Source organism: Billgrantia sp. C5P2, from assembly GCF_051062895.2.
This window is the reverse complement of sequence record NZ_CM128542.1, coordinates 4,195,847-4,216,715: the sequence shown is the minus strand read 5'-3', so window position 1 is coordinate 4,216,715 and position 20,869 is coordinate 4,195,847. Positions and strand designations below refer to the sequence as shown.

At 65.4% G+C, this 20,869-nt stretch carries 20 protein-coding genes; 11 read left to right on the top strand and 9 right to left on the bottom strand.

All coding sequences use genetic code 11. The annotated features are described in order from the left end of the window. Window positions 1-5: 5 nt before the first annotated feature. The 4 genes from ACRWQA_RS19585 to ACRWQA_RS19570 form a co-directional block, all read right to left on the bottom strand. A complete protein-coding gene (locus tag ACRWQA_RS19585; protein ID WP_263581398.1) occupies window positions 6-350 on the bottom strand; it encodes a sll1863 family stress response protein in 345 nt (114 codons plus the stop codon). Window positions 351-420: 70 nt separating this feature from the next. Beyond that, a complete protein-coding gene (locus ACRWQA_RS19580; protein WP_434231174.1) occupies window positions 421-1,689 on the bottom strand; it encodes a GGDEF domain-containing protein in 1,269 nt (422 codons plus the stop codon). Next, window positions 1,686-3,047, bottom strand: a complete 1,362-nt coding sequence (locus ACRWQA_RS19575; protein ID WP_434231171.1) for a substrate-binding periplasmic protein — start codon at window positions 3,045-3,047, stop codon at window positions 1,686-1,688. The genes ACRWQA_RS19580 and ACRWQA_RS19575 overlap by 4 nt, the downstream gene beginning before the upstream one ends. 253 nt (window positions 3,048-3,300) lie before the next feature. Beyond that, window positions 3,301-4,419, bottom strand: coding sequence for a PQQ-dependent sugar dehydrogenase (locus ACRWQA_RS19570; protein WP_434231170.1), 1,119 nt, complete (start codon window positions 4,417-4,419; stop codon window positions 3,301-3,303). Between the two features lie 120 nt (window positions 4,420-4,539). Between ACRWQA_RS19570 and ACRWQA_RS19565 the strand changes: the two genes are divergently transcribed. Both ACRWQA_RS19565 and ACRWQA_RS19560 read left to right on the top strand, forming a co-directional pair. Further along, a complete protein-coding gene (locus tag ACRWQA_RS19565) occupies window positions 4,540-5,925 on the top strand; it encodes an MFS transporter (RefSeq protein ID WP_434231167.1) in 1,386 nt (461 codons plus the stop codon). After that, entirely contained in the window at window positions 5,922-6,671 is a 750-nt protein-coding gene (locus tag ACRWQA_RS19560) for a sulfite exporter TauE/SafE family protein (RefSeq protein ID WP_434231165.1), read from the top strand. The genes ACRWQA_RS19565 and ACRWQA_RS19560 overlap by 4 nt, the downstream gene beginning before the upstream one ends. 10 nt (window positions 6,672-6,681) lie before the next feature. Here ACRWQA_RS19560 and ACRWQA_RS19555 read toward each other — a convergent pair whose 3' ends face one another. Further along, complete coding sequence (locus ACRWQA_RS19555) at window positions 6,682-7,917, bottom strand: E22 family MetX-like putative esterase (protein ID WP_434231162.1); 1,236 nt, start codon at window positions 7,915-7,917, stop codon at window positions 6,682-6,684. Between the two features lie 160 nt (window positions 7,918-8,077). Here ACRWQA_RS19555 and ACRWQA_RS19550 point away from each other — a divergent pair, with 160 nt between their 5' ends. The 6 genes from ACRWQA_RS19550 (at window position 8,078) to ACRWQA_RS19525 (ending at window position 15,047) form a co-directional block, all read left to right on the top strand. Further along, window positions 8,078-8,605: a retropepsin-like aspartic protease family protein gene (locus ACRWQA_RS19550; RefSeq protein ID WP_263581391.1), complete on the top strand. Its 528-nt coding sequence runs from the start codon at window positions 8,078-8,080 to the stop codon at window positions 8,603-8,605. A 26-nt stretch (window positions 8,606-8,631) separates the two neighbouring features. Beyond that, window positions 8,632-9,618 (top strand): YihY/virulence factor BrkB family protein, encoded by a 987-nt coding sequence (locus ACRWQA_RS19545; protein WP_434231159.1) that lies wholly within the window; start codon window positions 8,632-8,634, stop codon window positions 9,616-9,618. Beyond that, window positions 9,615-10,655, top strand: coding sequence for an NAD(P)H-dependent flavin oxidoreductase (locus tag ACRWQA_RS19540; protein WP_434231157.1), 1,041 nt, complete (start codon window positions 9,615-9,617; stop codon window positions 10,653-10,655). Before ACRWQA_RS19545 ends, ACRWQA_RS19540 begins: the two co-directional genes overlap by 4 nt. 43 nt (window positions 10,656-10,698) lie before the next feature. Continuing rightward, window positions 10,699-12,429 carry a VRR-NUC domain-containing protein gene (locus ACRWQA_RS19535; RefSeq protein WP_434231155.1) on the top strand — a complete coding sequence of 577 codons (1,731 nt, stop codon included), beginning with the start codon at window positions 10,699-10,701 and terminating at the stop codon, window positions 12,427-12,429. Further along, on the top strand, window positions 12,426-14,762 hold the full coding sequence (locus ACRWQA_RS19530; protein ID WP_434231153.1) for an ATP-dependent DNA helicase: 2,337 nt from the start codon (window positions 12,426-12,428) through the stop codon (window positions 14,760-14,762). The genes ACRWQA_RS19535 and ACRWQA_RS19530 overlap by 4 nt, the downstream gene beginning before the upstream one ends. Window positions 14,763-14,867: 105 nt before the next feature. Further along, a complete protein-coding gene (locus ACRWQA_RS19525; RefSeq protein WP_263581386.1) occupies window positions 14,868-15,047 on the top strand; it encodes a PLD nuclease N-terminal domain-containing protein in 180 nt (59 codons plus the stop codon). A gap of 23 nt (window positions 15,048-15,070) precedes the next feature. On the opposite strand, the gene ACRWQA_RS19520 is transcribed toward ACRWQA_RS19525, so the two are convergent. From ACRWQA_RS19520 to ACRWQA_RS19510, 3 genes are all read right to left on the bottom strand, one after another. Beyond that, a complete protein-coding gene (locus ACRWQA_RS19520) occupies window positions 15,071-15,277 on the bottom strand; it encodes a DUF3565 domain-containing protein (RefSeq protein ID WP_434231150.1) in 207 nt (68 codons plus the stop codon). Between the two features lie 31 nt (window positions 15,278-15,308). Further along, window positions 15,309-15,836, bottom strand: a complete 528-nt coding sequence (locus tag ACRWQA_RS19515; protein ID WP_263581384.1) for a GspH/FimT family pseudopilin — start codon at window positions 15,834-15,836, stop codon at window positions 15,309-15,311. Between the two features lie 120 nt (window positions 15,837-15,956). Then, on the bottom strand, window positions 15,957-16,220 hold the full coding sequence (locus ACRWQA_RS19510) for an HTTM domain-containing protein (RefSeq protein ID WP_263581383.1): 264 nt from the start codon (window positions 16,218-16,220) through the stop codon (window positions 15,957-15,959). A gap of 98 nt (window positions 16,221-16,318) precedes the next feature. On the opposite strand from ACRWQA_RS19510, the gene ACRWQA_RS19505 reads away from it, so the two are divergent. Continuing rightward, window positions 16,319-17,950, top strand: a complete 1,632-nt coding sequence (locus ACRWQA_RS19505) for an NAD+ synthase (RefSeq protein WP_434231148.1) — start codon at window positions 16,319-16,321, stop codon at window positions 17,948-17,950. A gap of 97 nt (window positions 17,951-18,047) precedes the next feature. On the opposite strand, the gene ACRWQA_RS19500 is transcribed toward ACRWQA_RS19505, so the two are convergent. Continuing rightward, entirely contained in the window at window positions 18,048-18,872 is an 825-nt protein-coding gene (locus ACRWQA_RS19500; protein WP_434231145.1) for an outer membrane protein assembly factor BamD, read from the bottom strand. Between the two features lie 119 nt (window positions 18,873-18,991). On the opposite strand from ACRWQA_RS19500, the gene rluD reads away from it, so the two are divergent. Then, window positions 18,992-19,951, top strand: a complete 960-nt coding sequence (gene rluD, locus ACRWQA_RS19495) for a 23S rRNA pseudouridine(1911/1915/1917) synthase RluD (protein ID WP_263581380.1) — start codon at window positions 18,992-18,994, stop codon at window positions 19,949-19,951. Window positions 19,952-19,960: 9 nt separating this feature from the next. Then, entirely contained in the window at window positions 19,961-20,716 is a 756-nt protein-coding gene (pgeF, locus tag ACRWQA_RS19490; protein WP_434231143.1) for a peptidoglycan editing factor PgeF, read from the top strand. Window positions 20,717-20,869: the final 153 nt, after the last annotated feature.

The following is a 20,869-nucleotide window of genomic DNA, read 5'->3' as shown; positions in this document are numbered from 1 at the left end:
CTTTCCTAGGGCGAGCCCCCCGGGGAGTGGCCCGGGCCATCGTCTTCATTGACGTCCTTGGGCGGCGGCTCGTGCCGCTGGGCGTCGCGCAGCGCCTTGCGCATCAGCTCCCAGGCATCATCGAGTCCTTGCCTCAAGGAGTCCCAGGCCGCCTCGCTGGCATACTGCAACTCCTCGAGCCGGCGGCGGGTCTCGTCGCGGCGTCGCCGCAGTCGCTCGATGTCGTCCTGGTACCGGGTCTGTGCCTCGGCGCCCGCCTTACGCGCGCGGGCAGCCAGTGCCTCGATCTCGGTGTTCCATTCGTCCAGTCGGGCCTTCATCTGCTCAATGAACTCGTCGCGTCTGTTCATGCGGCTCTCCGCCTCTGGCTGATGCTACTCCTATCGATTCCTCTCTGCCGGGCCGGTTCCCCGGAAGTTCTCAGGTCTGCGCGGCCACTTGGTCGCGGCCCTGGCGCTTGGCGCGATAAAGCTGGTTGTCGGCCTGGGCCATCAGCTCCTCATGGCCGATATCGTCGAGTGCCGGTGTGCTGCTGGCAACCCCGAGGCTGGCAGTGACCCGGCCGGTGCGGGTCGCGTATGCGTGGGGAATGTCGAGTGCGCGTATTTCCAGGTGAATCCGTTCGGCAACCCGCAGGGCGCCCTCCAGGTCGGTGTCGGGCAGCACGCAGACGAACTCCTCGCCGCCATAGCGGGCGACCAGGTCGGTGGCGCGATGGACGACCCGCGTGAGCGCTTCAGCGATGGCTCTCAGAGTATCGTCGCCTGCGACGTGGCCGTAGTGGTCATTGAACTCCTTGAAGTGGTCGATATCGAGAAAGACCAGCGAGAGCGCATGGCCATTGCGCCTGGCACGTTGCCACTCGCGTACGAGAAAGGCGTCGAAGTGACGACGATTGGCGATACCGGTCAGTCCATCCATGGTCGAGATCTGATGCAGCTGGTCGCGCTGGTCGAGACCCTGCTGGAAGGCCAGCAGCAATTGGTCGACGCTCTCTACCAGGTGCCCCAGCTCATCGTTGCCATGACGGCCCATGGCGGGTTTCGGCCAGCGGCCGGGTTGGCGCGGGTCGGTGTTGGCAATCGCGGCGTGCACGCGGAGCAAGGGGCGGGTCACGAACCAGTGAAATACCAGGGCCAGCAGTGCCGCAATGGCGAGTGACTTGGCGACGCCCAGTGAGAAGATCAGCAGGCTGCGGTCGGTGAAGTCGCGTGCCAGGCGGTCGAGCGCCAGGGTCAGTTCGAGTTCACCGACTGGCTGGGCCGAGTCGCCGGGGCCGGCCAGGTAATACAGCGTTTGCTGATAGTGGAGGATATCGTCGAACAGGGCGTGGGCCACCCAACCGGAGACGGGTTCGAACTCGCGCTGCCGCGTGGCCATGGTGCGGTCGAAGTCGTCCCGGATGGCCACGCTGGCGACACGGCCGCCGTTGAACAGGCCATCCACGACCTGGGTCGCCAGGTCGGGGTTGAGCTGGAAGGCGGCTTCTGCCGCGGTGCCCTGCACCAGCTCGAGGCGGTAGCGGGTCTCGCTGACGATCTCCTGGCGCATTTCGCGGGCATCGAGGGCCAGCTCGATGGCGCCGGCGAGAATGCTGAGCAAGAGTGCGATGGCCAGGGTGAGTCCGGCCTGCTTGGCGGTCAGGCTACGCCTGCCGGTCTGGCGATCCATGCCAGGAGTAGGGCTCACTGAGGCGTCTCCGTGTCGGCCCGTGCCCGATCGAGAGCGGCCTGCAATCGAGCGATGAACGGATCGGGAACCGAGGGGTGGCAAGCCAGGTAGAGGTTGACTTCGTTGAAGGCGAACAGACGACGCAGTGACAGATCGGCCTCCTCGGCGAGTAGTCGGGCAGTCTGTTCACCAGTGACCCAGGCGTCGATCAGCCCGGCCCGCAGGCGGCCGATGTTCTCGCGCTCGGCGCTGGCCACGACGATGGGAACCCCTTGGCTGGCGGCGTACTGGCCGACGGCATCCTCGCGGAAACTGCCCACGCGCAGCTCAGCCAGGTCGTTCAGCGAGTCGGCGTCTATATCGGCCTCCTCGAGGGCGAAGGCAGCCCAGGTACTCGACACCAATGGACCCACCCAGGTGAACAGCGACTCACGCTCTGGCGTGCGGGTAGTCGAATAGACACAGTGGCGCTCGCGCAACTGGGCCTCGGTCAGGGCGCGCGCCCATGGCAGCAGGCGGAAATTGGCGTTGAGTTCGGCGTCATCCAGTGCGGTCCGCAGCAGTTCGGTGGCGCTCCCCGTCACCTGGCCGTCTTCGTCCAGGTAGTTGTAGGGTGGATACTCCTCGGTATTGAAAGTGATGGTACCGCCAAGGATCTCGCTGACGACGCCTTGTTCACGCAAGCGATCCAGAGCCGCCTGCATGCGCGCGACCAGGCTGGGGTCGGTGTCGCGGTGCAGGGCGTAGTAGAGGTCGGATTCACTGATCGTCAGCACGGGAGCGAAGTCGGTAGCAGGCAGGCCCTCCTCCTCCATCAGCCAGAAGGCCACGTCCTCGCCATAGGCCCACAAGTCGACCCGACCACGCTCCAGCATGCGCAGGGCGCTGACATTGGATATCGCCGCATGCACCTGGCTATCCGGTACTCCGGCTTCCTGGAGCCGCTGGGCACCGATATCCTCGCGGATGACGGCAATGCGATAGCCACCGTCAATCGCATCCTCGATGTCGTTCAGCTGGATGTCGCTGTCACGACGCGCGATCAGCTTGACCCTGTTGGTGGCAATCGGCCCCACCCACTGGAACAGTTCTTCACGCTGCTCGGTGCGTGTGGTGGAGAAGAGTACCGTACCCGGCTCGGAGAGGGCGGTATCGTAGCCGCGTGCCCAGGGGTAGTAGAGGACGTCCTCACGGGATAGCGCGGTATCGGTCTCGGCGAAGATCCGTTCGAGTAGCTCGATGGAAATGCCTTCGAGGCGATCGTTCTGCCGATAGTTGTAGGGTGGGTACTCTTCGGTGATGAAGGTCAGCCCTTCCAGGCCGGCTGCCGCCGGGAGAGGCAGCAGTACCAGCATCAGCATCAGCCACTTTTTCATGCGCCCCACCCCTGCCTGCTTGTTCTTCTGACCTCCGCGTGACGGTGTCAGTCACGGTTCCGAGCCGCCTGTCTGCGCTTGCCCATCCAGGTAGCGCCTGGTTGAAGCCTACAGCATGACAAAAATGCTTAACCCAGGTTAACAAGGATAATGCCCGTCGTACTGTGAGAAGTGAAGAACCCCCTTCTCCACGCTGCGCGAACGGATACACCGGACCGCTGGTCTCGCAGGGCGGCCGAATGGGCTGACAGCGTCACTCATTGGGCTCGAGCCGATAGAGCATGCCATTCTCGTCGCCGACAAGAACGTAGAGATAGCCGTCGGGGCTCTGGCGCACATCGCGAACCGGGCCCAGGGGCTCGTCGAGCAGTTCTTCCACTCCGGCGACTTCATTGCCATCGGTCACTTCGATTCGATAAAGCTGTTCACTCTCCAGCCCGCCGACGAGCAGGTTGCCTTGCCATTGTGGATAGTGCTCGCCGTTGACCACGGCCAGGCCGGAAGGCGACACGTCTTCGGAGAAGCGATAGGCGGGCTCGACGACTTCATCCTCATTGAAGAACCCGCTGCTGGCGCCTCGTTCCAGCATACCCGAGTCCTCATCCTCGTCTGCCCAGCCGTGGTTTTCCCCGCGTTGGATGAGGAGGAGTTCGTCGTGTCCGTTGCTGCGGGCTTCCACGGCCCAGATGTTGTCGCGATCCTCATCCACGGCCAGGCCGAGTACATGTCGGTGCCCCCAGGAGTAGATCTCGGGCAGGTAGCCGGCCTCTTCGAGAAGGGGGTTGTCCTCCGGCGCCAGACCCTGCGGGTCGAGACGCAAAATGGAGCCGGCGTGGTCCTGGGTATCCTGGGCCCGCTCAGGGGAGCCCCGGTCGCCGACGGACATCAGCAGGGTGTCGTCCTCCAGCCAGGCCAGCCGTGAGCCGGCTTGAGGGCCGGGTTCGGAGCGCCGGTTCTGCTCGAAGAGTTCCTCTACGTCCACCAGTCGGTCGCCGGCCAGGCGGCCGCGTGCCAGCGCCGTGGCGGTGGAGCCGGTATCGCCGTTCGAGTAAGTGAAGTAGAGCCAGCCGGTATCGGGGTAGTCGGGAGAAGCGGCAATGTCGAGCAGGCCCCCCTGGCCCTCGACGTGAATGCCGGGCAGGCCTTCGACCTCCTGCCGTTCGCCGTTGTAGAACGTCTGGATCTGTCCGGTGCGCTCGCTGATGACGAAGAGTCCGCCGGGCAGGACCGCCACACCCCATGGCTGTTCGAGGTTTTCCGCCACCGGTACCAACCGCAAGTTCTGATGCTCGGTGTCCATGGGCTTCTCTTCGGCATGCGCCGATGCCACGGCCAGGGCCATGGTCAAGGAAATAGCGCTCAAGCGTTCCATTGCTTGCCTCCAGTCTGAAATGTTGCTCTCAGTGTAGTGAAAGCAGACTTGTCGTCATTTTTGCTCCGATAAGCTGCTAGTCTAGGCGCTTCGAACAGGGCAGGCAGGAGAGAAGGGGCGATGAGCGCGATACCGGCCGTTGACGGTACGGCACCCCGGCAGCGGGCGCCGAAGAAGGAGATCTTCGGCTGGGCGATGTTCGACTTCGCCAACCAGGCCTACACGCTGCTGATCATCACCGTGGTGTTCGGCGAGCTGTTCACCACGGTGATCGTCGGTGATCGCGATGATGGCTTCCGCCTGGCCAATCTGCTGTGGAGCCTGGCGCTGGCCACCAGCTACCTGTTGGTGGTGATCACCGGTCCGCTATGCGGCGCAGTGATGGACTATCGGGCGGCCAAGAAGCGTTTTCTGTTCATCAGCTATATCGTCACCGTGGTGGCCACCGCGTTGCTTTATTTCGTGGCGCCGGGCTATGTCCTTCTCGGACTGTTGCTGATCGTGGTGTCCAACTACGCCTACTCGATGGGCGAGTCGTTCATCGCCGCCTTCCTGCCCGACCTCGGCCCGCCGCAGGACCTTGGCAAGATTTCCGGCTTCGGCTGGGCGCTGGGCTACGTGGGCGGGCTGTTTGCCGCCGGTTTCACCCTGATAGCACTGGGCGAGGCCACCGCCGAGAACTTCGAGCGCATTCGCTGGGTGGGCCCCTTCGCCGCGGTGTTCTTCCTGGTCACCGCCATTCCCACATTTCTGTGGGTGAGGGAGCGCGGCACCCCGCAGCCGCATGCCAGGACCTACCGCGAGATCGCCTGGGAGCGCGTCTCCACTACCCTGCACGAACTCCGCCGTTTTCGTGACTTGGGGATCTTCCTGGTGTCGCTGCTGTTCTCCATGGCCGGGGTCTACATCATCATCGCCTTCGCCTTCATCTACGGCGCCCAGGTGATCGGCTGGGACGAGTCAGTGCGCAACGTCATGTTCATCATCGTGCAGGTCACCGCTGCGGCCGGCGCTCTCGGTTTCGGCTTCCTGCAGGATCGTATCGGCACCAAGTTCACCTACCAACTGACCCTGCTTCTGTGGGTGGCGGCAATATTTGCCATCTGGGCTACGCCGGAGGTCACGGCTCTCCTCAATGCCAGTCTGGGGCTGGACTGGGAAGCTCAGCATCTGTTCCTGTTCGTCGGTTGCCTGGCCGGGCTCTCGCTGGGCTCGAGCCAGTCGGCCAGCCGTGCCTTGGTGGGGCTGTTCTCGCCCACGCGCAAGGCCGCCGAGTTCTTCGGCTTCTGGGGGCTGGCCAACAAACTCGCCGGGGTCATTGGCATCGTCGGCCTGGGGCTGTTGCAGTCGGTGGTGGGATTGCAGGCCTCTATCCTGCTGTGCGCGGCACTGTTCATCGTGGCGATCCTGATCTGCCTGGCGGTCGATCAGGCCCGGGGGCAGCAGGCGGCCGTCGAGTGGGAGGCGCGTAATGGTCACGCCATACCGGGAGACGACGAGCGATGACCCTGGATCCCTTGCTGCTGGCACTGGTGGCGGCAACCTTCGTCGTCGCCGGCCTTGTCAAGGGGGTGGTCGGCATGGGTATGCCTACGGTGTCGCTGGCCCTGCTCACGGCCACGGTGGGGCTGCCGTCTGCCATGGCGCTGCTGTTGGTGCCGACCATTGTCACCAATGTGTGGCAGGCGCTTGTGGGCGGCCATCTGCAGCAGATCCTGCGGCGCCTGTGGCCCTTCCTGCTGGCCTCGGTGGTGACCGTGTGGCTGGGCGTGGGCGTGTTGGCCAGGGTCGACGTTCGCTGGCTTTCCGGCCTGCTAGGTGTATTGATCGCCTTCTATGCCCTTTCCGGGCTGTTCAGCCTCGGCCTCGGCAAGCTGGTCAGTCGTGGCCGTCATGCGGCTCCTATGAATGGTGCCCTGACCGGCCTGCTCACCGGTATGACCGGCTCCTCGGTGTTTCCCGGTGTTGCCTATCTGCAGTCTCTCGGCCTGCCGCGGGACATGCTGATCCAGGCCATGGGGGTATTGTTCGTGGTGACTACCATGGCACTGGGGGTCTCCATGGGCGAACAGCGCCTGCTCAGCGTGGAGCTGGCGCTGCTCTCCTTGGGCGCAGTGATACCGGCCATCATCGGCATGCGGCTCGGTCAGCGGTTGCGCCAACGGCTTTCCGAGGCGACCTTTCGGCGCGTCTTCCTCAGCGGCCTGTTGGCCATGGGCGCCTACCTGCTGCTGCGGTCGCTGACGGGCTAGCCAAGACGTCTCACTCGGCGAGAAAGGCGCGGAGGCGATCGCCGGCCTGGTCGATGGAGAGCACGCCGTCGAGGTGGCCGCGGTTGCCATCCAGCGTGATCAGCTCGACCTCGCTGCCGCCGGCCTCGATCAGTTCGGCGGTCTTGCGTACGCCCTGCGGGGCGAAGACCAGGTCGTTTTCGCTGTAGAGCATCAGGGTGGGGGCATCGATGCGTGCCAGACCCTCCTCGAGGCTTTCGCCGTGGCCGGTGATGAACGCCTGGTTGGCCTTCACCAGGTAGAGCAGGTGGTTGGCATCGGCCAGTTCGGCACGGGAAGCGGCGATGTCGTCCAGGGTCCGCTCGATGGCGTAGCGGGCGTCGAGTTCGCGGGCGGGGTCGGCATCCTCGTCGGCCCAGCTGCGGTCGAAGGTCTCGTTGGCCCACTGCCAGTGATTGGCGTTCAGCGTCACCAGCTTGAGCGATTCGCGCAGGCCGTCCAGCGGCGGTTCTCCGTCGTAGTAGTCGCCCTGGTTCCAGTTGGCGTCGAGGCGAATGGGCGCGCCCCAGGCGCTGAGGGTGGCGAGCAGCCACGGGTCGGAAACGCCGCCGCCGATCACCGGGATCAGTCGTTCGACGCGCTCGGGATAGGCGCTGGCCCATTCGTAGGCCTGCAGCGCGCCCATCGACGCTCCCATTACCGCATGCAGGCGCTCGATACCCTGGCTTTCGAGCAGGGCCTTCTGCACCTCGACGAAATCGCGAATGGTGACCAGCGGGAAGTCGGTACCCCACGGCTCGTCGGTTTCGGAGTTGGTCGTTGCCGGCCCGGTAGTGGTCACGTTGGGATCATGGGCGTTGAGATTGACCAGGGTGTCCGAGGCGATGATGTAGTACTCGTCGGTATCCAGCGGCTTGCCCGGGCCGATGATGGTGTCCCAGTAGCCAGGGGCGGCGTCGTCTTCCGCGTAGCGGCCGGCGGCATGGCTGGTGCCGGAGAAGAAGTGGGTGATCAGGATGACGTTGTCCTTCTCTTCGTTGAGCTCGCCATAGGCCTCCCAGCCGATGCGTACCGGGGCGATGGCCTCGCCGCCGACGGTGGTGTACTCCTCCATCTCGAAGACCTGCTTTTCCACCAGCCCGTCCCATGCCGCCACTGGCATGCCGGTCAGCAGCTGGGAGGTGACCAGGGTGATTCCGGCCAGTATTGAAGCGGCTGGGGAATGACGGAAGACGAAAGCGGTCGAATGTCCGATGCTGTCTGGCATGTGGCTATCCTTGTTCTTGTCGAATCGATATTGTCGAAAGGCGATGGTGCCCGGCGCCTGCCTCGGGTTGCCTGGCCAAGAAAACTGACCGCTCTCCAGTACAGACAGCGGATTCGAGGGTGTCAAAGCGGATTGGCTTTGCCAATCGGGGGGGGAGTCGATGCAGCGAGAATGCGGTTCTATCCGGCGCGCCGGAATGGGCATGATGCTGCTGTTCTGGGTGGCGTTCATCGGCTTCGGCAGTTGGTGGTTCCACGGCTTCCTCGAGACCCAGCGCAATCCCAACGCCCACCTGGTCAATGCCGTGGTCGGAGCGGAAGAATCGATCGTGCTCGAACGCAACCGTTCGGGACATTTCATCGCCACCGGACGCATCAACGGCGAGCCGGTCGAGTTCCTGCTCGATACCGGCGCTACCTACGTGGCCGTGTCCGCTGGTCTAGCCGAACGGCTGGAGTTGGAGCGCGCGGGTTCCGCCTGGTTCAACACCGCCAACGGACGTGTGCGCGGCGACCTCACATGGCTCGATGAAGTCAGCCTGGGAGGCTTCAGCGCCGCTGAGGTGCGTGGCTCCATCAGTCCGGGGCTCGAGGGCGACGTGGCCCTGCTGGGCATGAGCTTCTTGAATCGGTTCGACATCGAGATACGGGATGCCCGCATGGTCCTGCGCCCGGCGCAGAAGCCCTGAGCCCGAGCCGCAATCCTGAGGAGCGCATGAAGAAGGTCTGGCGAGGCAGGCGAGCCGAGAATCCGAACCAGATATCCGGCCCGGGGTGGTTGGACGTCTTCTGGCGGGTCAAGGAGCAGTTGGCGGAGGATCGGGTCAGCATGCTGGCCGCGGCTATCGCTTTCTATGCGCTGCTGTCACTCTTCCCGGCGATTGGCGCGGTCATCTCGCTGTGGGCGCTGGCCTTCGATCCGCTCGAAATGGCCAGTCAGATCGGCGAACTGAGTCGCTACATGCCGCCGGGAGGCGCTCGGCTGATCAGTGAACGGGCCCGGGCGGTCAGTGAAAACACCGGTACCGGCCTGAGCCTGACGGCCCTGTTCGGCCTGGCCGTGGCATTGCTTCTCGCCTCTAGGGGCGTGATCGGCCTGATGGTGGGGCTCAACGTGGTCTATGGCGAGGTAGACCGGCGCGGCCTGGTGCAGCGCATGCTGGTGACGGCCGCCTTGACCTTCGGGCTGATCGTGATGTCGCTGACGGGCACCGTGTTCGTGGCCCTATACCCCATAGCTGTCGGCTGGCTCATCCTGGAGGGGCCTCTCGTCACGCTGATCACCTGGCTGCGCTGGCCGGCCCTGCTGTTGATGATGATGTTCGTGATTGCCGTGCTCTATCGCTTCGGCCCCTATCGCAGTTCGCCGCGCTGGGAGTGGGTCAGCGTGGGTACGGTGGTGGCGACGCTGCTGTGGCTGCTCGGCTCCGGCGGCCTGTCGCTCTATGTCGGCAAGTTCACCGATATGGACGAGCTGTACGGATCCCTGGGAGCCGTCGTGGTATTGATGTTGTGGTTCTGGCTCTCCTCGTTCGTCGTATTGCTCGGCGCCGAGATCAACGCTGAAATGGAACGCCAGACCCGACGCGACACCACGGTGGGCGAGCCCCGGCCCATGGGCGAGCGAGGCGCCTATGCCGCCGATACCCTGGGGCCGAAGCGGCCGTGGCAGCGCAAACGACAAGAGGGAGAAGATTCATGAGCCTGACTCGCCAGATCGGTATCGAGCTTGCCATCCTGCAAGCACCCATGGCCGGGGTGCAGGGAGGCGAGCTGACCGCGGCCGTCAGCGAGGCGGGCGGCCTTGGGGCCTTGCCCTGCGCCATGCTCTCGCCCGAGGCCATGGCGGCCGAGCTACAGCGCATCCGCGGGGCGACGGCACGGCCGATCAACGTCAACTTCTTCTGCCATGCTCCACCGACGCCGGACGAGGCGCGGCTGACGCGCTGGCACCGGGCCTTGGCGCCCTATTACGCCGAGTACGGCCTCGACATCGACAGCGTGCCGGCGGGGGCCGGGCGCCGCCCGTTCGATCATCAGGCCTGTGACGCACTCGAACCCTTCCGCCCCGAGGTGGTCAGCTTCCACTTTGGCCTGCCCGAGCCGTCGCTGGTCGAGCGGGTCAAGGGCTGGGGGGCGCTGGTACTGTCGTCCGCCACTACGGTCGAGGAGGCGCGCTGGCTCGAGGCGCACGGCGTCGACGCGGTGATCGCCCAGGGCATGGAAGCGGGTGGCCACCGCGGCATGTTCCTCAGCGAAGATATCAGCACCCAGCTCGGTACCTTCGCCCTGCTGCCGCAGGTAGTTGAAGCCGTCTCGGTGCCGGTGATCGCCGCCGGGGGGATTGCCGATTCACGGGGCGTATCGGCCGCTCTTGCCCTGGGGGCGTCTGCGGTCCAGGCCGGCACCGCCTTCCTTTGCTGCCATGAAGCCACCACCTCGGTACTGCATCGCCAGGCGCTGCAGAGCGAAGCTGCGCGACATACGGCGCTGACCAACCTCTACACCGGGCGACCGGCTCGCGGGATCGTCACCCGGCTGATGCGCGAGCTCGGCCCGCTCAGCAATGTGGCGCCGGCCTTCCCCCTGGCCACCGCCGCCATTGCGCCGTTGCGCAGTGCTGCCGAGGCGGCCGGCAGCGCCGATTTCTCGCCGCTGTGGGCGGGGCAGAACGCCACCGCCTGCCGTGAAATATCGGCTTCCGAGGTGGTGCGCGCACTCGCCGCAGGCCTGCGCTGAACACAAGGATGGCGAGGCGCCGCAGGGCTGATATCATGGATGCATGAACAGTATTCCAGGCACTGCTCCCGTCACCGCCTCGCTCGACGATCCGCTCTACTATTTGGCGAATTTCCGCTTCGTCCTCGGCTGGGTGTGCGAGCGTCACGGTGAACTGCTGACCGCGGCGGAGCAGGGTTTCGTTGAGAACTTCGAAGCCATGCCACAGCCATCCCAGGCGCTGCTGGTCCGCATGGTGATGCGCAAGGGCGAGCTCTTTCGCAGCGACAAACTCGCCTATGCCGAGATCGGTGATACCCAGCGCGCGATGGCTCCGCTCGTCGAGGCCGGTTGGGTCGACGCGAACCCGGCACTGGCGCTTGACGAGCTGTTCCGCCTGCTGCGCCTGGACGAACTGCGCCGGGCGCTGGCGAAGGAGATCGCCGCCGCAGGGCTTTCGCCCAAGGCGAGCAAGACCGCGCTGGGCGAGGCGCTGCTGGCGCAGGAGAGCCAGGCCAAGCGCTTGTCCGAGTGGTGGCCCGAGGCCGACGCAGCGCTGGCAGGAGTACGCATCGTGCGCTTGGCCGTGATGCCATGGTGCGATCGGCTGCGACTGATGTTCTTCGGCAACCTGCATCAGGACTGGGCCGAGTTCGTGCTCACGGAGCTCGGCCTGCAGCGCTTCGAGCGGGTCGAGTTGACGCCGGGCTCGCGCGCCTTTCACCGCCGCGAGGAGGTGGATGCCTACCTGACCCTGCACAGGCTGCGCGAGCGCCTCGAGACGGGCGAGCCACCCGAGCGGCTGGTCGCCGACGTGCCGACAGTCGCGGAAGACAACGCCTGGTTGGCGCAGCGGCGGGGCCGGCTGCTGTTTCGCCTGGGCCACGCCGCCGAGCGGGCCGGACAGGAGGCGCTGGCGTTGGCGCTCTATGGCGAAAGCGGTGAGGAGCCAGGCGGTCAGGTGGAGGCGCGCATTCGCCGCCTGCGGCTGCTGGAGCGATTGGGCGAATACCGCCAAGCCCATACCTTGGCGACTCACGCTTGGACGTCTTCTGCCAGCGAGCAGGAGGCCCAGGCATTGGCACGGCTGATGCCCAGGCTCTGTCGCCGGTTGGGGTTGGCGCCACCAAGTCACGAACCCGAAATCGTGCCACGGCGGATGGACCTTAGCCTGCCGCGTCCTGCCACGCCGAGCGTCGAGCAGGCCGTAGCCGAGCACCTGAGCCGCCCCGAAGCGCCTGTGCGCTACGTCGAGAACGCCCTCGTGACCGGCCTGTTCGGCCTGCTCTGCTGGCCGGCGCTGTTTACGCCACTGCCCGGGTCCTTCTTCCACCCCTTCCACAGCGGGCCGGCGGATCTCTATCGAGACGACTTCGTGGCTCGCCGCCGCGAGCGGTTCGCGGCCTGCCTGGCCCGGCTCGATGAGGGAACTCACGGTGAGGCCATTTGGCGCGTCTGGCATGACAAGCATGGAGTGGTATCGCCCTTCGTGTACTGGGAGGGGCTCGATGAGGCGCTGATTGAGCAAGCGCTCGTCTGCATTCCTGCTGTGCACCTGCGGGCCTGCTTCGAGCGCCTGTTGACCGACCTCAAGGCCAACCGCGCCGGTCTGCCCGACCTGATCCAATTCCTGCCCGGAGCAGACGGCGCTGAGCCTCGTTATCGGCTGATCGAGGTCAAGGGACCGGGCGACAGGCTGCAGGATAACCAGCGCCGCTGGCTGGCGTTCTTCGAGGCCCAAGGCATTGAGGCCGTGGTCTGCCACGTGACCTGGCAACAGGATGCGGTGCCATGAGTGATGCCGTGAAGAGTGCCGAAACGCCGCTCTACCGGGTCGCCGTACGGGCGCTATGCGATTTCACCGCTCGGGAAGGCGATCTCGACCATCGTTTCACACCCTCTCCCAGCGCCCGCGAGGGCATGGCCGGCCATGTCCTGGTAACCGGACGGCGTGGCGACGGCTATGAAAGCGAGATTGCGCTGAGTGGGCGCTATCGCGGCCTCGCCGTCAGTGGCCGGGCAGACGGCTTCGATCCTGCCTTGAACCGCCTCGAGGAGATCAAGACCCATCGTGGCGACCTGTCGCGCATGGCCGCCAACCAGCGCGCCCTGCACTGGGCTCAGGCCAGGGTCTACGGAGCGCTGCTGTGTGCGGAACGGGGGCTCGAGTCGCTGACCCTGGCGCTGGTCTATCTGGACATCGCCAGCGAGCGCGAGACACTGTTGACCGAGGAGGCCAGCGCCGGCGAACTCACCGCCTTCTTCGAAGCTCAATGCGAGCGCTTCCTGGGCTGGGCCGAGCAGGAGCGGGCCCATCGCCAGGCGCGCGATGCCGCGCTGGCCGGCCTCGTCTTCCCCCACGCCGAGTTTCGCCCCGGGCAGCGCGAGCTGGCCGAGGGCGTCTACAAGGCGGCAGCCACCGGGCGCTGCCTGCTGGCACAGGCACCTACGGGCATCGGCAAGACCGTGGCCACGCTGTTTCCCACCCTCAAGGCGATGCCACGCCAAGGCATCGACCGACTCGCCTTCCTGACCATGAAAACGCCGGGTCGGCGCCTGGCGCTGGAATCCCTGGCCCGGCTGGGGGCTGAAGGAGAGAGCAGAGACCAGAACCCGGAGGAGAGTGGCGGGGGACGGCTTCCTCTGCGAGTGCTGGAGCTGGTGGCTCGCAACAAAGCCTGTGAGCACCCCGACAAGGCGTGTCATGGCGATGCCTGTCCGCTGGCCGCCGGCTTCTACGACAGGCTGCCGGCGGCGCGCCAGGCCGCGGTGACACGCGGCTGGCTCGGCCGCGAGGCGCTGCGTGAAGTGGCGCTCGAGTACCGTGTCTGCCCCTACTACCTGGGGCAGGAGCTGGCGCGCTGGAGCGATGTCTGCGTGGGTGACGTCAACCACTACTTCGATGCCTCCGCGCTGCTGCACGGCCTGGCCCAGGCCAATGCCTGGCGCCTGGCGCTGCTGGTGGACGAGGCGCACAACCTGGTGGAGCGCGCCCGTGGCATGTACAGCATCGAGCTGGACCAGCGTGCTTTCAGCCAGCTGCACCGTAGCGCTCCGGCGCCGTTGGTCAAACCTCTCGGGCGGCTGGTACGTCAGTGGCAGGAGATGGTGCGCGAGCAGGGCGGAGCCGACGAGGGGCAGGCGGGGCGGCCCACCTATCGGGTCCTGGAAGGCCTGCCCGAGCGGCTCGTTGGCGCCATGCAGCGGGCGGCGGCAGCCATCACCGACTATCTGGCAGAGCATCCAGGCGATGCCGAGCCGGCCTTGCAGGAGCGGCTGTTCGAAGTCCAGGCATTCATACGCCTGGCCGATTCGTTCGGCGAGCATTCGCTGTGTGATCTCACCCGGCACGGCCGCGGCCATGCGATCCTGGGACTGCGTAACCTGATCCCGGCGGACTTCCTTGCGCCGCGCTTCGCCCAGGCACACAGCAGCGTGCTGTTCTCCGCCACCCTGTCCCCCGCCCATTACCACCACGATCTGCTGGGACTACCTGGCGATAGCGTATGGCAGTCGGTTGCCTCGCCGTTCCGGGCCGACCAGCTCGAGGTGCGCATTCAGGGCGGCATCTCGACGCGCCTGCGCGATCGCGAGGCCTCGCTCGATCCCATCGTTGCCGAGCTGGCCGGGCAGTACCAGCGTCGACCTGGGCTTTATCTCGCCTTCTTCAGCAGTTTCGCCTACCTGCAGGCTGTAGAGGCGCGACTGGCACGGCTTCACCCCGAGCTGTCCCGCTGGAGCCAGACTCGCGGCATGAGTGAAGCCGAGCGCGACGCCTTCCTGGCGCGCTTCCAGGCGGGCGGGCAGGGCATCGGCTTTGCGGTGCTGGGCGGGGCGTTCGGCGAGGGCATCGACCTGCCCGGCGAGCGGTTGGTCGGTGCCTTCATTGCCACCCTTGGCTTGCCGCCGTTCGATCCCTTCAACGAAACCCTCAAGGCCAGGTTGCAGGCGCGGTTCGGCAATGGCGATGCCTATGCCTATCGCATTCCGGGGCTGATCAAGGTGATACAGGCAGCCGGAAGGGTCATCCGCAGCCCCAAGGACCGTGGCACCCTGGTGCTGATGGACGATCGCTTCCAGCATCGGGACGTGAGACGGCTGCTGCCCGAGTGGTGGCAAGTCGGCTGAGATGAGTTACCTGAGCTTACCTGGCGTAACAGTTTCGGTTTGTTACCTTTGCCGCTGCGTGCTACTTCTTGAACCATCACCTACCGCTGGACAAGGAGATGTCTGATGGGAATCGAAGTGGGCGGCCTGCTGGGCCTGATCTGGCTGATCATTCTGGTCTGGGCCATCGTCAAGGTGGCCAAGAGTACGGCCGGCCCCGTTGCCAAGCTGCTGTGGATCATCGTGCTGTTGGTATTCCCGCTGATTGGCTTGATCATCTGGCTGTTGATGGGCCCCAAGGGGTAGCGGTATGGGCAGTGGGCCGCGACTCACGGATTGTCTCGTGGCTCGCCCCGTTCGCATTTGACGCATTCAAGCTCGAGGCCGAGGCGCGAACGGCGTCCGGCCTCTGTCGTGACCCAGGGGCGCTCGACCCAGGGCGGCTGGTGACGAACATGCTGGTTGTGGCCGCACGCCAGCTCGGCAACCCAGTGGCATTCGTCGTCCAGGTGGTAACCCACGATGGCTTGCCGCATTCAGGCTCCTGTGGCGAGGCGGCAGGGGAACTCAGCAGTCGATGGCGCTACCCGAGCGTACCCGCCCGAAGTTGCTGAGTACCAACTGGGCGCCCTGATCGTGGCGACCGCAGATGCGGAAGGTACCATTATGCCCCGCTGGTCGTCCCAGTGTGCCATAGCGTACCGGCTTGCCGTCCTGGCGATAGCTGACGCGCACGCCGCGACCGGCTTCGACCACTCGCAGCAGGGCATCCTCATCGAAAGCATTGCCCGATAGTGGGCCGAGCACGATGGCCAACGGGGCGCTCCAGTCGTTGGTGTCACAACGTCTACGGTCGGGGCTGGGGCAGACGACGACCGTGCTGCGCCGAGTGATGGCCGTATTGCGTCCCAGGGAGAGCGCTACCCGTAGCCGATGCGTCTCGGCGGCGACTTCCTGGCGGGCGTTCATCGCCTGAAGGCCGGGCACCGCCCAGCCCATCAGCACGACGGCCATGGCGACGACGACTAGGAGTTCGATAAGGGTAAGGCCGCGCTGGCGCTGAGGGACGGTAAGCGAGGCACGAGCTGCGTCCATGAAGCTCTCCTGGAGAGATGTCCTCTGGTCATGAGGCATTCACTCTAGTCGAGCCTGGAGATGAATCTATCAGCCATTGCCGATGGAGTTTGTAGGCGATTGCCGCTATGGCTTGTCGGCCTACTCCTCGGGGCGTTGCTCCTGCAGGAAGCGGTCGCGATGGGCGCTACTGCAGAACCATTCACCCTGGTCGCGCAGGGCATCGGCTTCCGGTACATGCACCTTGCACCAGGCGCAGCGCACCATCTGCCCCCCCTCCTGGTGCGACTCGCCGTCAAGCTGGCCCTCACGCTCCAGCTTCCACTCACGGTACATGCGGTAGAGCTTTAGGCCGGCGAAGAACAGCACGGCGAAAATGATCAAGCGAATGAGCAAAAGATTCATCCTTTTTCGTCTCCCAGATGAGGGCTAGCGGCTTTGCCAGCCGGGCGCCCTTGCGGGACAATGTAATGACTTCGGATTCTCAAGAGATTTCTACGCCCATGCAAGATTTGACGCTGGTGATGGCGCAGTTGGACCCGCTGGTAGGGGACATCCCCGGCAACGCCGACCGTGCCATCGAAGCCGTTCGCGAGGCGCGCATCGAACATGGCGCCGACATCGTGGTGTTTCCCGAGCTGTTCCTGAGCGGCTATCCCCCCGAGGATCTGCTGCTACGCCCCTCCATGGAGACTCGCCTGCGTGAGGCGCGTTCGCGCATGGCGGCAAAGATGTCCCGCGATGTGCTGGTGATCATCGGTTACCCCGGCCGGCGCGAGGGGCTGGGCTACAACATGGCCGGGCTGCTCTACAACGGCGAATGGATCGGCGAGTACGCCAAGCAGGTGCTGCCAAATTATCAGGTCTTCGACGAGCGGCGCTATTTCTCCACCGGCGAGCAGAGCCTGGTGGTCGAGCACAAGGGAGTCAGGCTCGGTGTGCTGATCTGCGAAGACATCTGGGATGGGGCGCCGGTGCGGGCGGCCCGCGATGCGGGAGCGGACATTCTCGTTACGCTCAACGCCTCGCCCTACCATCAGGACAAGCCGGCCGAGCGCCTGCGCCTGCTCGAGCAGCGCGCCTCCGAGGTGTCGCTGCCGTTGGTCTACGTCAACACCATCGGTGGCCAGGACGAACTGGTCTTCGATGGCGGTTCGGCCTGTGTCGATGCCAAGGGTCGGGTACGGGTGGTAGCGCCCTACTGGCAGGCGGGACTGATGCCGGTGCAGTTCGTCCAGGAAACGGGTGGCTGGGTGCCGCAGGAAGGCGAGATCGAGCCGGACGAGGAGCCCGAGGAGAGCCTTTACTGCGCGCTGGTCAGCGGCGTACGCGACTACGTCAACAAGAGTGGCTTCGATGGCGTGGTGCTGGGCCTCTCCGGCGGTATCGATTCGGCTTTGACGCTGGCCATCGCCGTGGATGCGCTGGGGCCGCAGCGGGTGCATGCGGTGATGATGCCCTACCGCTACACTGCTGACATGTCCCAAGAGGACGCTGCCGAACAGGCGCGACTGCTCGGCGTGCATTACGAGGTGTTGCCGATCGAGCCGATGGTCGACGCCTTCATGTCGACGCTGGCCGAGACCTTTGCCGGCACCGAACGCGATACCACCGAGGAGAACCTGCAGTCGCGCTGCCGCGGTGTGCTGCTGATGGCCATTTCCAACAAGAAGGGCCTGATGGTGCTGACCACCGGCAACAAGAGCGAGATGGCGGTGGGCTATGCCACGCTCTACGGCGACATGGTGGGTGGCTTCAATGCGCTCAAGGACGTCTACAAGAGCTGGGTCTATCGCCTGGCCCGTTGGCGCAACACTCAGTCGCCGGCAATTCCTGAACGAGTGATCACTCGTCCGCCGTCGGCGGAGTTGGCACCCGACCAGAAGGATACCGACTCGCTGCCCGACTACGATACCCTCGACGCCATCCTGGCGCGCTACATCGAGGGCGACATGAGTGCCGAGGCGATCATCGACGCCGGCTTCGAGCGCGATGACGTCTACCAGGTGGTCAAGCTGGTCGATCGCAACGAGTACAAGCGGCGCCAGGCGCCGGTAGGGGTGCGGGTCACGCCGCGCGGGTTCGGCCGCGATCGTCGCTATCCCATCGTCAACGGCTGGCAGCCTGGCGAGTAGGCTCTAGAGCCACGAGCCCGAGCCAAAAAGAACGCCACCGCCGAATGGGCGGTGGCGTTCGCGTTTTGGCGGCTGAGCCTTGACTAGCCCGTAGCTGTCAGGCCGAGAGCGATTCCGCCCGCACGTGCTGCGGCTGGAAGGTGCGTCCGCGCAGGCGGTCGTTGTTCGGGTCGTTCTCGATCAGTACCTGGAGCACTTCACGGGCACGATCGCGCATGTCGAGTCCCAGATAACCTTCGACCATGACGGCCAGCGCATCACGGGTGGCCTCGGCCTCGGGATAGTTCTCGACCACCCAACGGCCGCGTTCGACGGCGGCCAGGTAGGCACCCTTGCGCAAGTAGAAGTCGGCGACGTGAAGCTCATGACGAGCCAGGACGTTGCGCAGGTAGACGATGCGCTGCTCGGCGTCGGGAGCGTACTCGCTATCGGGGTAGCGCGACACCAGCTCGCGGAAATCGGTATAGGCGTCCCGCGAGGCGCCAAGGTCGCGCTTGGAGATATCGATCAAGCGCAGACGCTCGAGGCTGAAACGACCCGCCTGCCACGAGGCCAGCCCGCGCATGTAGAGCGCATAGTCGGCTTGCGGATGCGTCGGGTGCAGACGAATGAAACGACTGGCAGCGGCCCGGGTGGCTTCCCAGTCGCTGGTCTCGTAGTAGGCGTAGATCAACTCGAGCTGTGCCTGTTCGGCGTGGCGGCCGAAGGGGTAGCGCGTATCGATGGCCTCCAGTCGCGAGATGGCCGTGGTGTAACGTCCGCCCTCGAGCGCATCGCGCGCCTCGTCGTAGAGCTGCTGCTCGGCAACGCCCTCGAACTCGTCTTGTTCCTCTTCCGTGTCGGACCTACCTGCACAACCGGTAACCAGAGTGGCGGCCAGGAGCAGGGCAATAAGGCGTGTGGCGATGGGGGAAACGCGCATCGTGATCCTCGTGTCTAACAAGCCGTGTCGGCCGTGGTAGAATCGACCGTAAACCCGTCCACTATAAAGCACCTCGCGTGAAAACGCAGTCCGAGGATGCTGACAACGACAGTCCCCCTATGCCCCAGACCGTGGAAGCCCAGCAGCGCGTGCCCATTTCCCTGGCCGGGAGCCGCCTCGACCAGGCCGCTGCCGAACTCTTCGCCGACCATTCCCGCGAGCGTCTCAAGGGCTGGATCAAGGAGGGCATGCTGACCGTTGACGGCCGCCCAGGCAAGCCCAAGGACAAGATGGCCGGCGGCGAGTGGCTACAGCTGGCGGCGACCCTCGAGGAGGACGCGCGCTTCGAGCCCGAGGCGATTCCGCTCGATATCGTGCATGAAGACGAACAGGTGCTGGTGATCGACAAGCCGGCCGGGCTGGTGGTGCATCCGGCCGCGGGTAACCGGGATGGCACCCTCCTCAATGCCTTGCTGCATCACTGCCCGAGTCTGGCGACGGTGCCGCGGGCCGGTATCGTGCATCGCTTGGACAAGGACACTACCGGCCTGATGGTGGTGGCCAAGACGCTGGCTGCCCAGACCGCGCTGGTGGAGCAGCTCCAGGCGCGCACGGTGTCGCGCGAGTACGATGCGGTCTGTGTCGGCGTGATGACAACGGGCGGTACGGTGGACGCCCCCATCGGCCGGCACCCGAAGGATCGCAAGCGCCAGGCGGTACACGCCAGCGGTAAGCCCGCGGTAACACACTTCCGCGTGGTCGAGCGCTTTCGTACCCATACTCACGTGCGGTGCCGGCTCGAGACCGGTCGCACCCACCAGATCCGTGTGCACTTGGCGCATCGACGCTTCCCGCTGGTCGGCGATCCGGTATACGGTGGGCGGCTCAAGCTGCCGGCTGGGGCGAACGACGAGCTCAAGAATTTGCTGCGGGAGTTTCCGCGCCAGGCGCTGCACGCTCGGAAGCTGGCTTTCCTGCATCCCGGCAGCGGCGAGCCGGTCGAGTTCCGTGCGCCGCTGCCCGATGACCTGCTGCTGTTGATCGATTACCTGCGTAACGATCACGAAATCATGCGCTGAGGAGCCCGGATGAGCGACGCCCCCCATTTGCAACCGACCTTGATCGAGCCCGATTGGCCGGCGCCCGCCAGCGTGGGTGCCTTCGTCACCACGCGCGAGGCCGGGCCCAGCCAGGATGAGTTCGCCTGTTTCAACCCGTCCGACGGGGTGGGTGACAACCCTGCCCACGTGGGGCTCTGCCGGCGATTGATCGGCAACGAACTCGACGACGACCGGCCGCTGCTGTGGCTAAAGCAGGTGCATGGGGCCCGAGTTCAGGCGAACTATACCGAGGCCGTTCCCGAAGCCGACGCCTCGGTGGCCTTCGATCGCGGTTACGCCTGCGTGGTGCTGACCGCCGACTGCCTGCCGGTGTTTTTTTGCGACCGACGCGGTACTCGTGTCGGCGTGGCCCATGCCGGCTGGCGCGGGCTGGCCGGTGGAGTACTCGAGGCCACGGTAGCCGCGCTCTCCAGCCCACCGGAAGAGCTGATGGCCTGGCTGGGGCCGGCGATTTCCAACGCCCAGTTCGAAGTGGGCCCCGAGGTGCAGCAGGCCTTCACCGGTGTACACCCGGAGGCGGCCGCGGCGTTCGATCCCAGCCCATACCGCCTGGGTCATTACATGGCCGATCTCTACAAGCTCGCTCGCCTGCGCCTGGAGCGACTCGGCGTGGCGTACGTCAGCGGCGGCCACTTCTGCACCGCCTGCGAGTCGCGCTTCTACTCGCATCGTCGCGATGATGGCAAGACTGGACGCATGGCCAGCGTGATCTGGCTCAGATAGCACCGGCCACGAGCTTCGAGCGTAGAGCCAGACTCCTGCCCCAACCTGCAGCATTGACCCGCGTCAAGCTGACGCATCCTTTCCCTGGCCGGCGACTTGAAAGCCGGCCACGCTGACTCCATTGAATCTGTCAATACGATACGACAGGGCAAA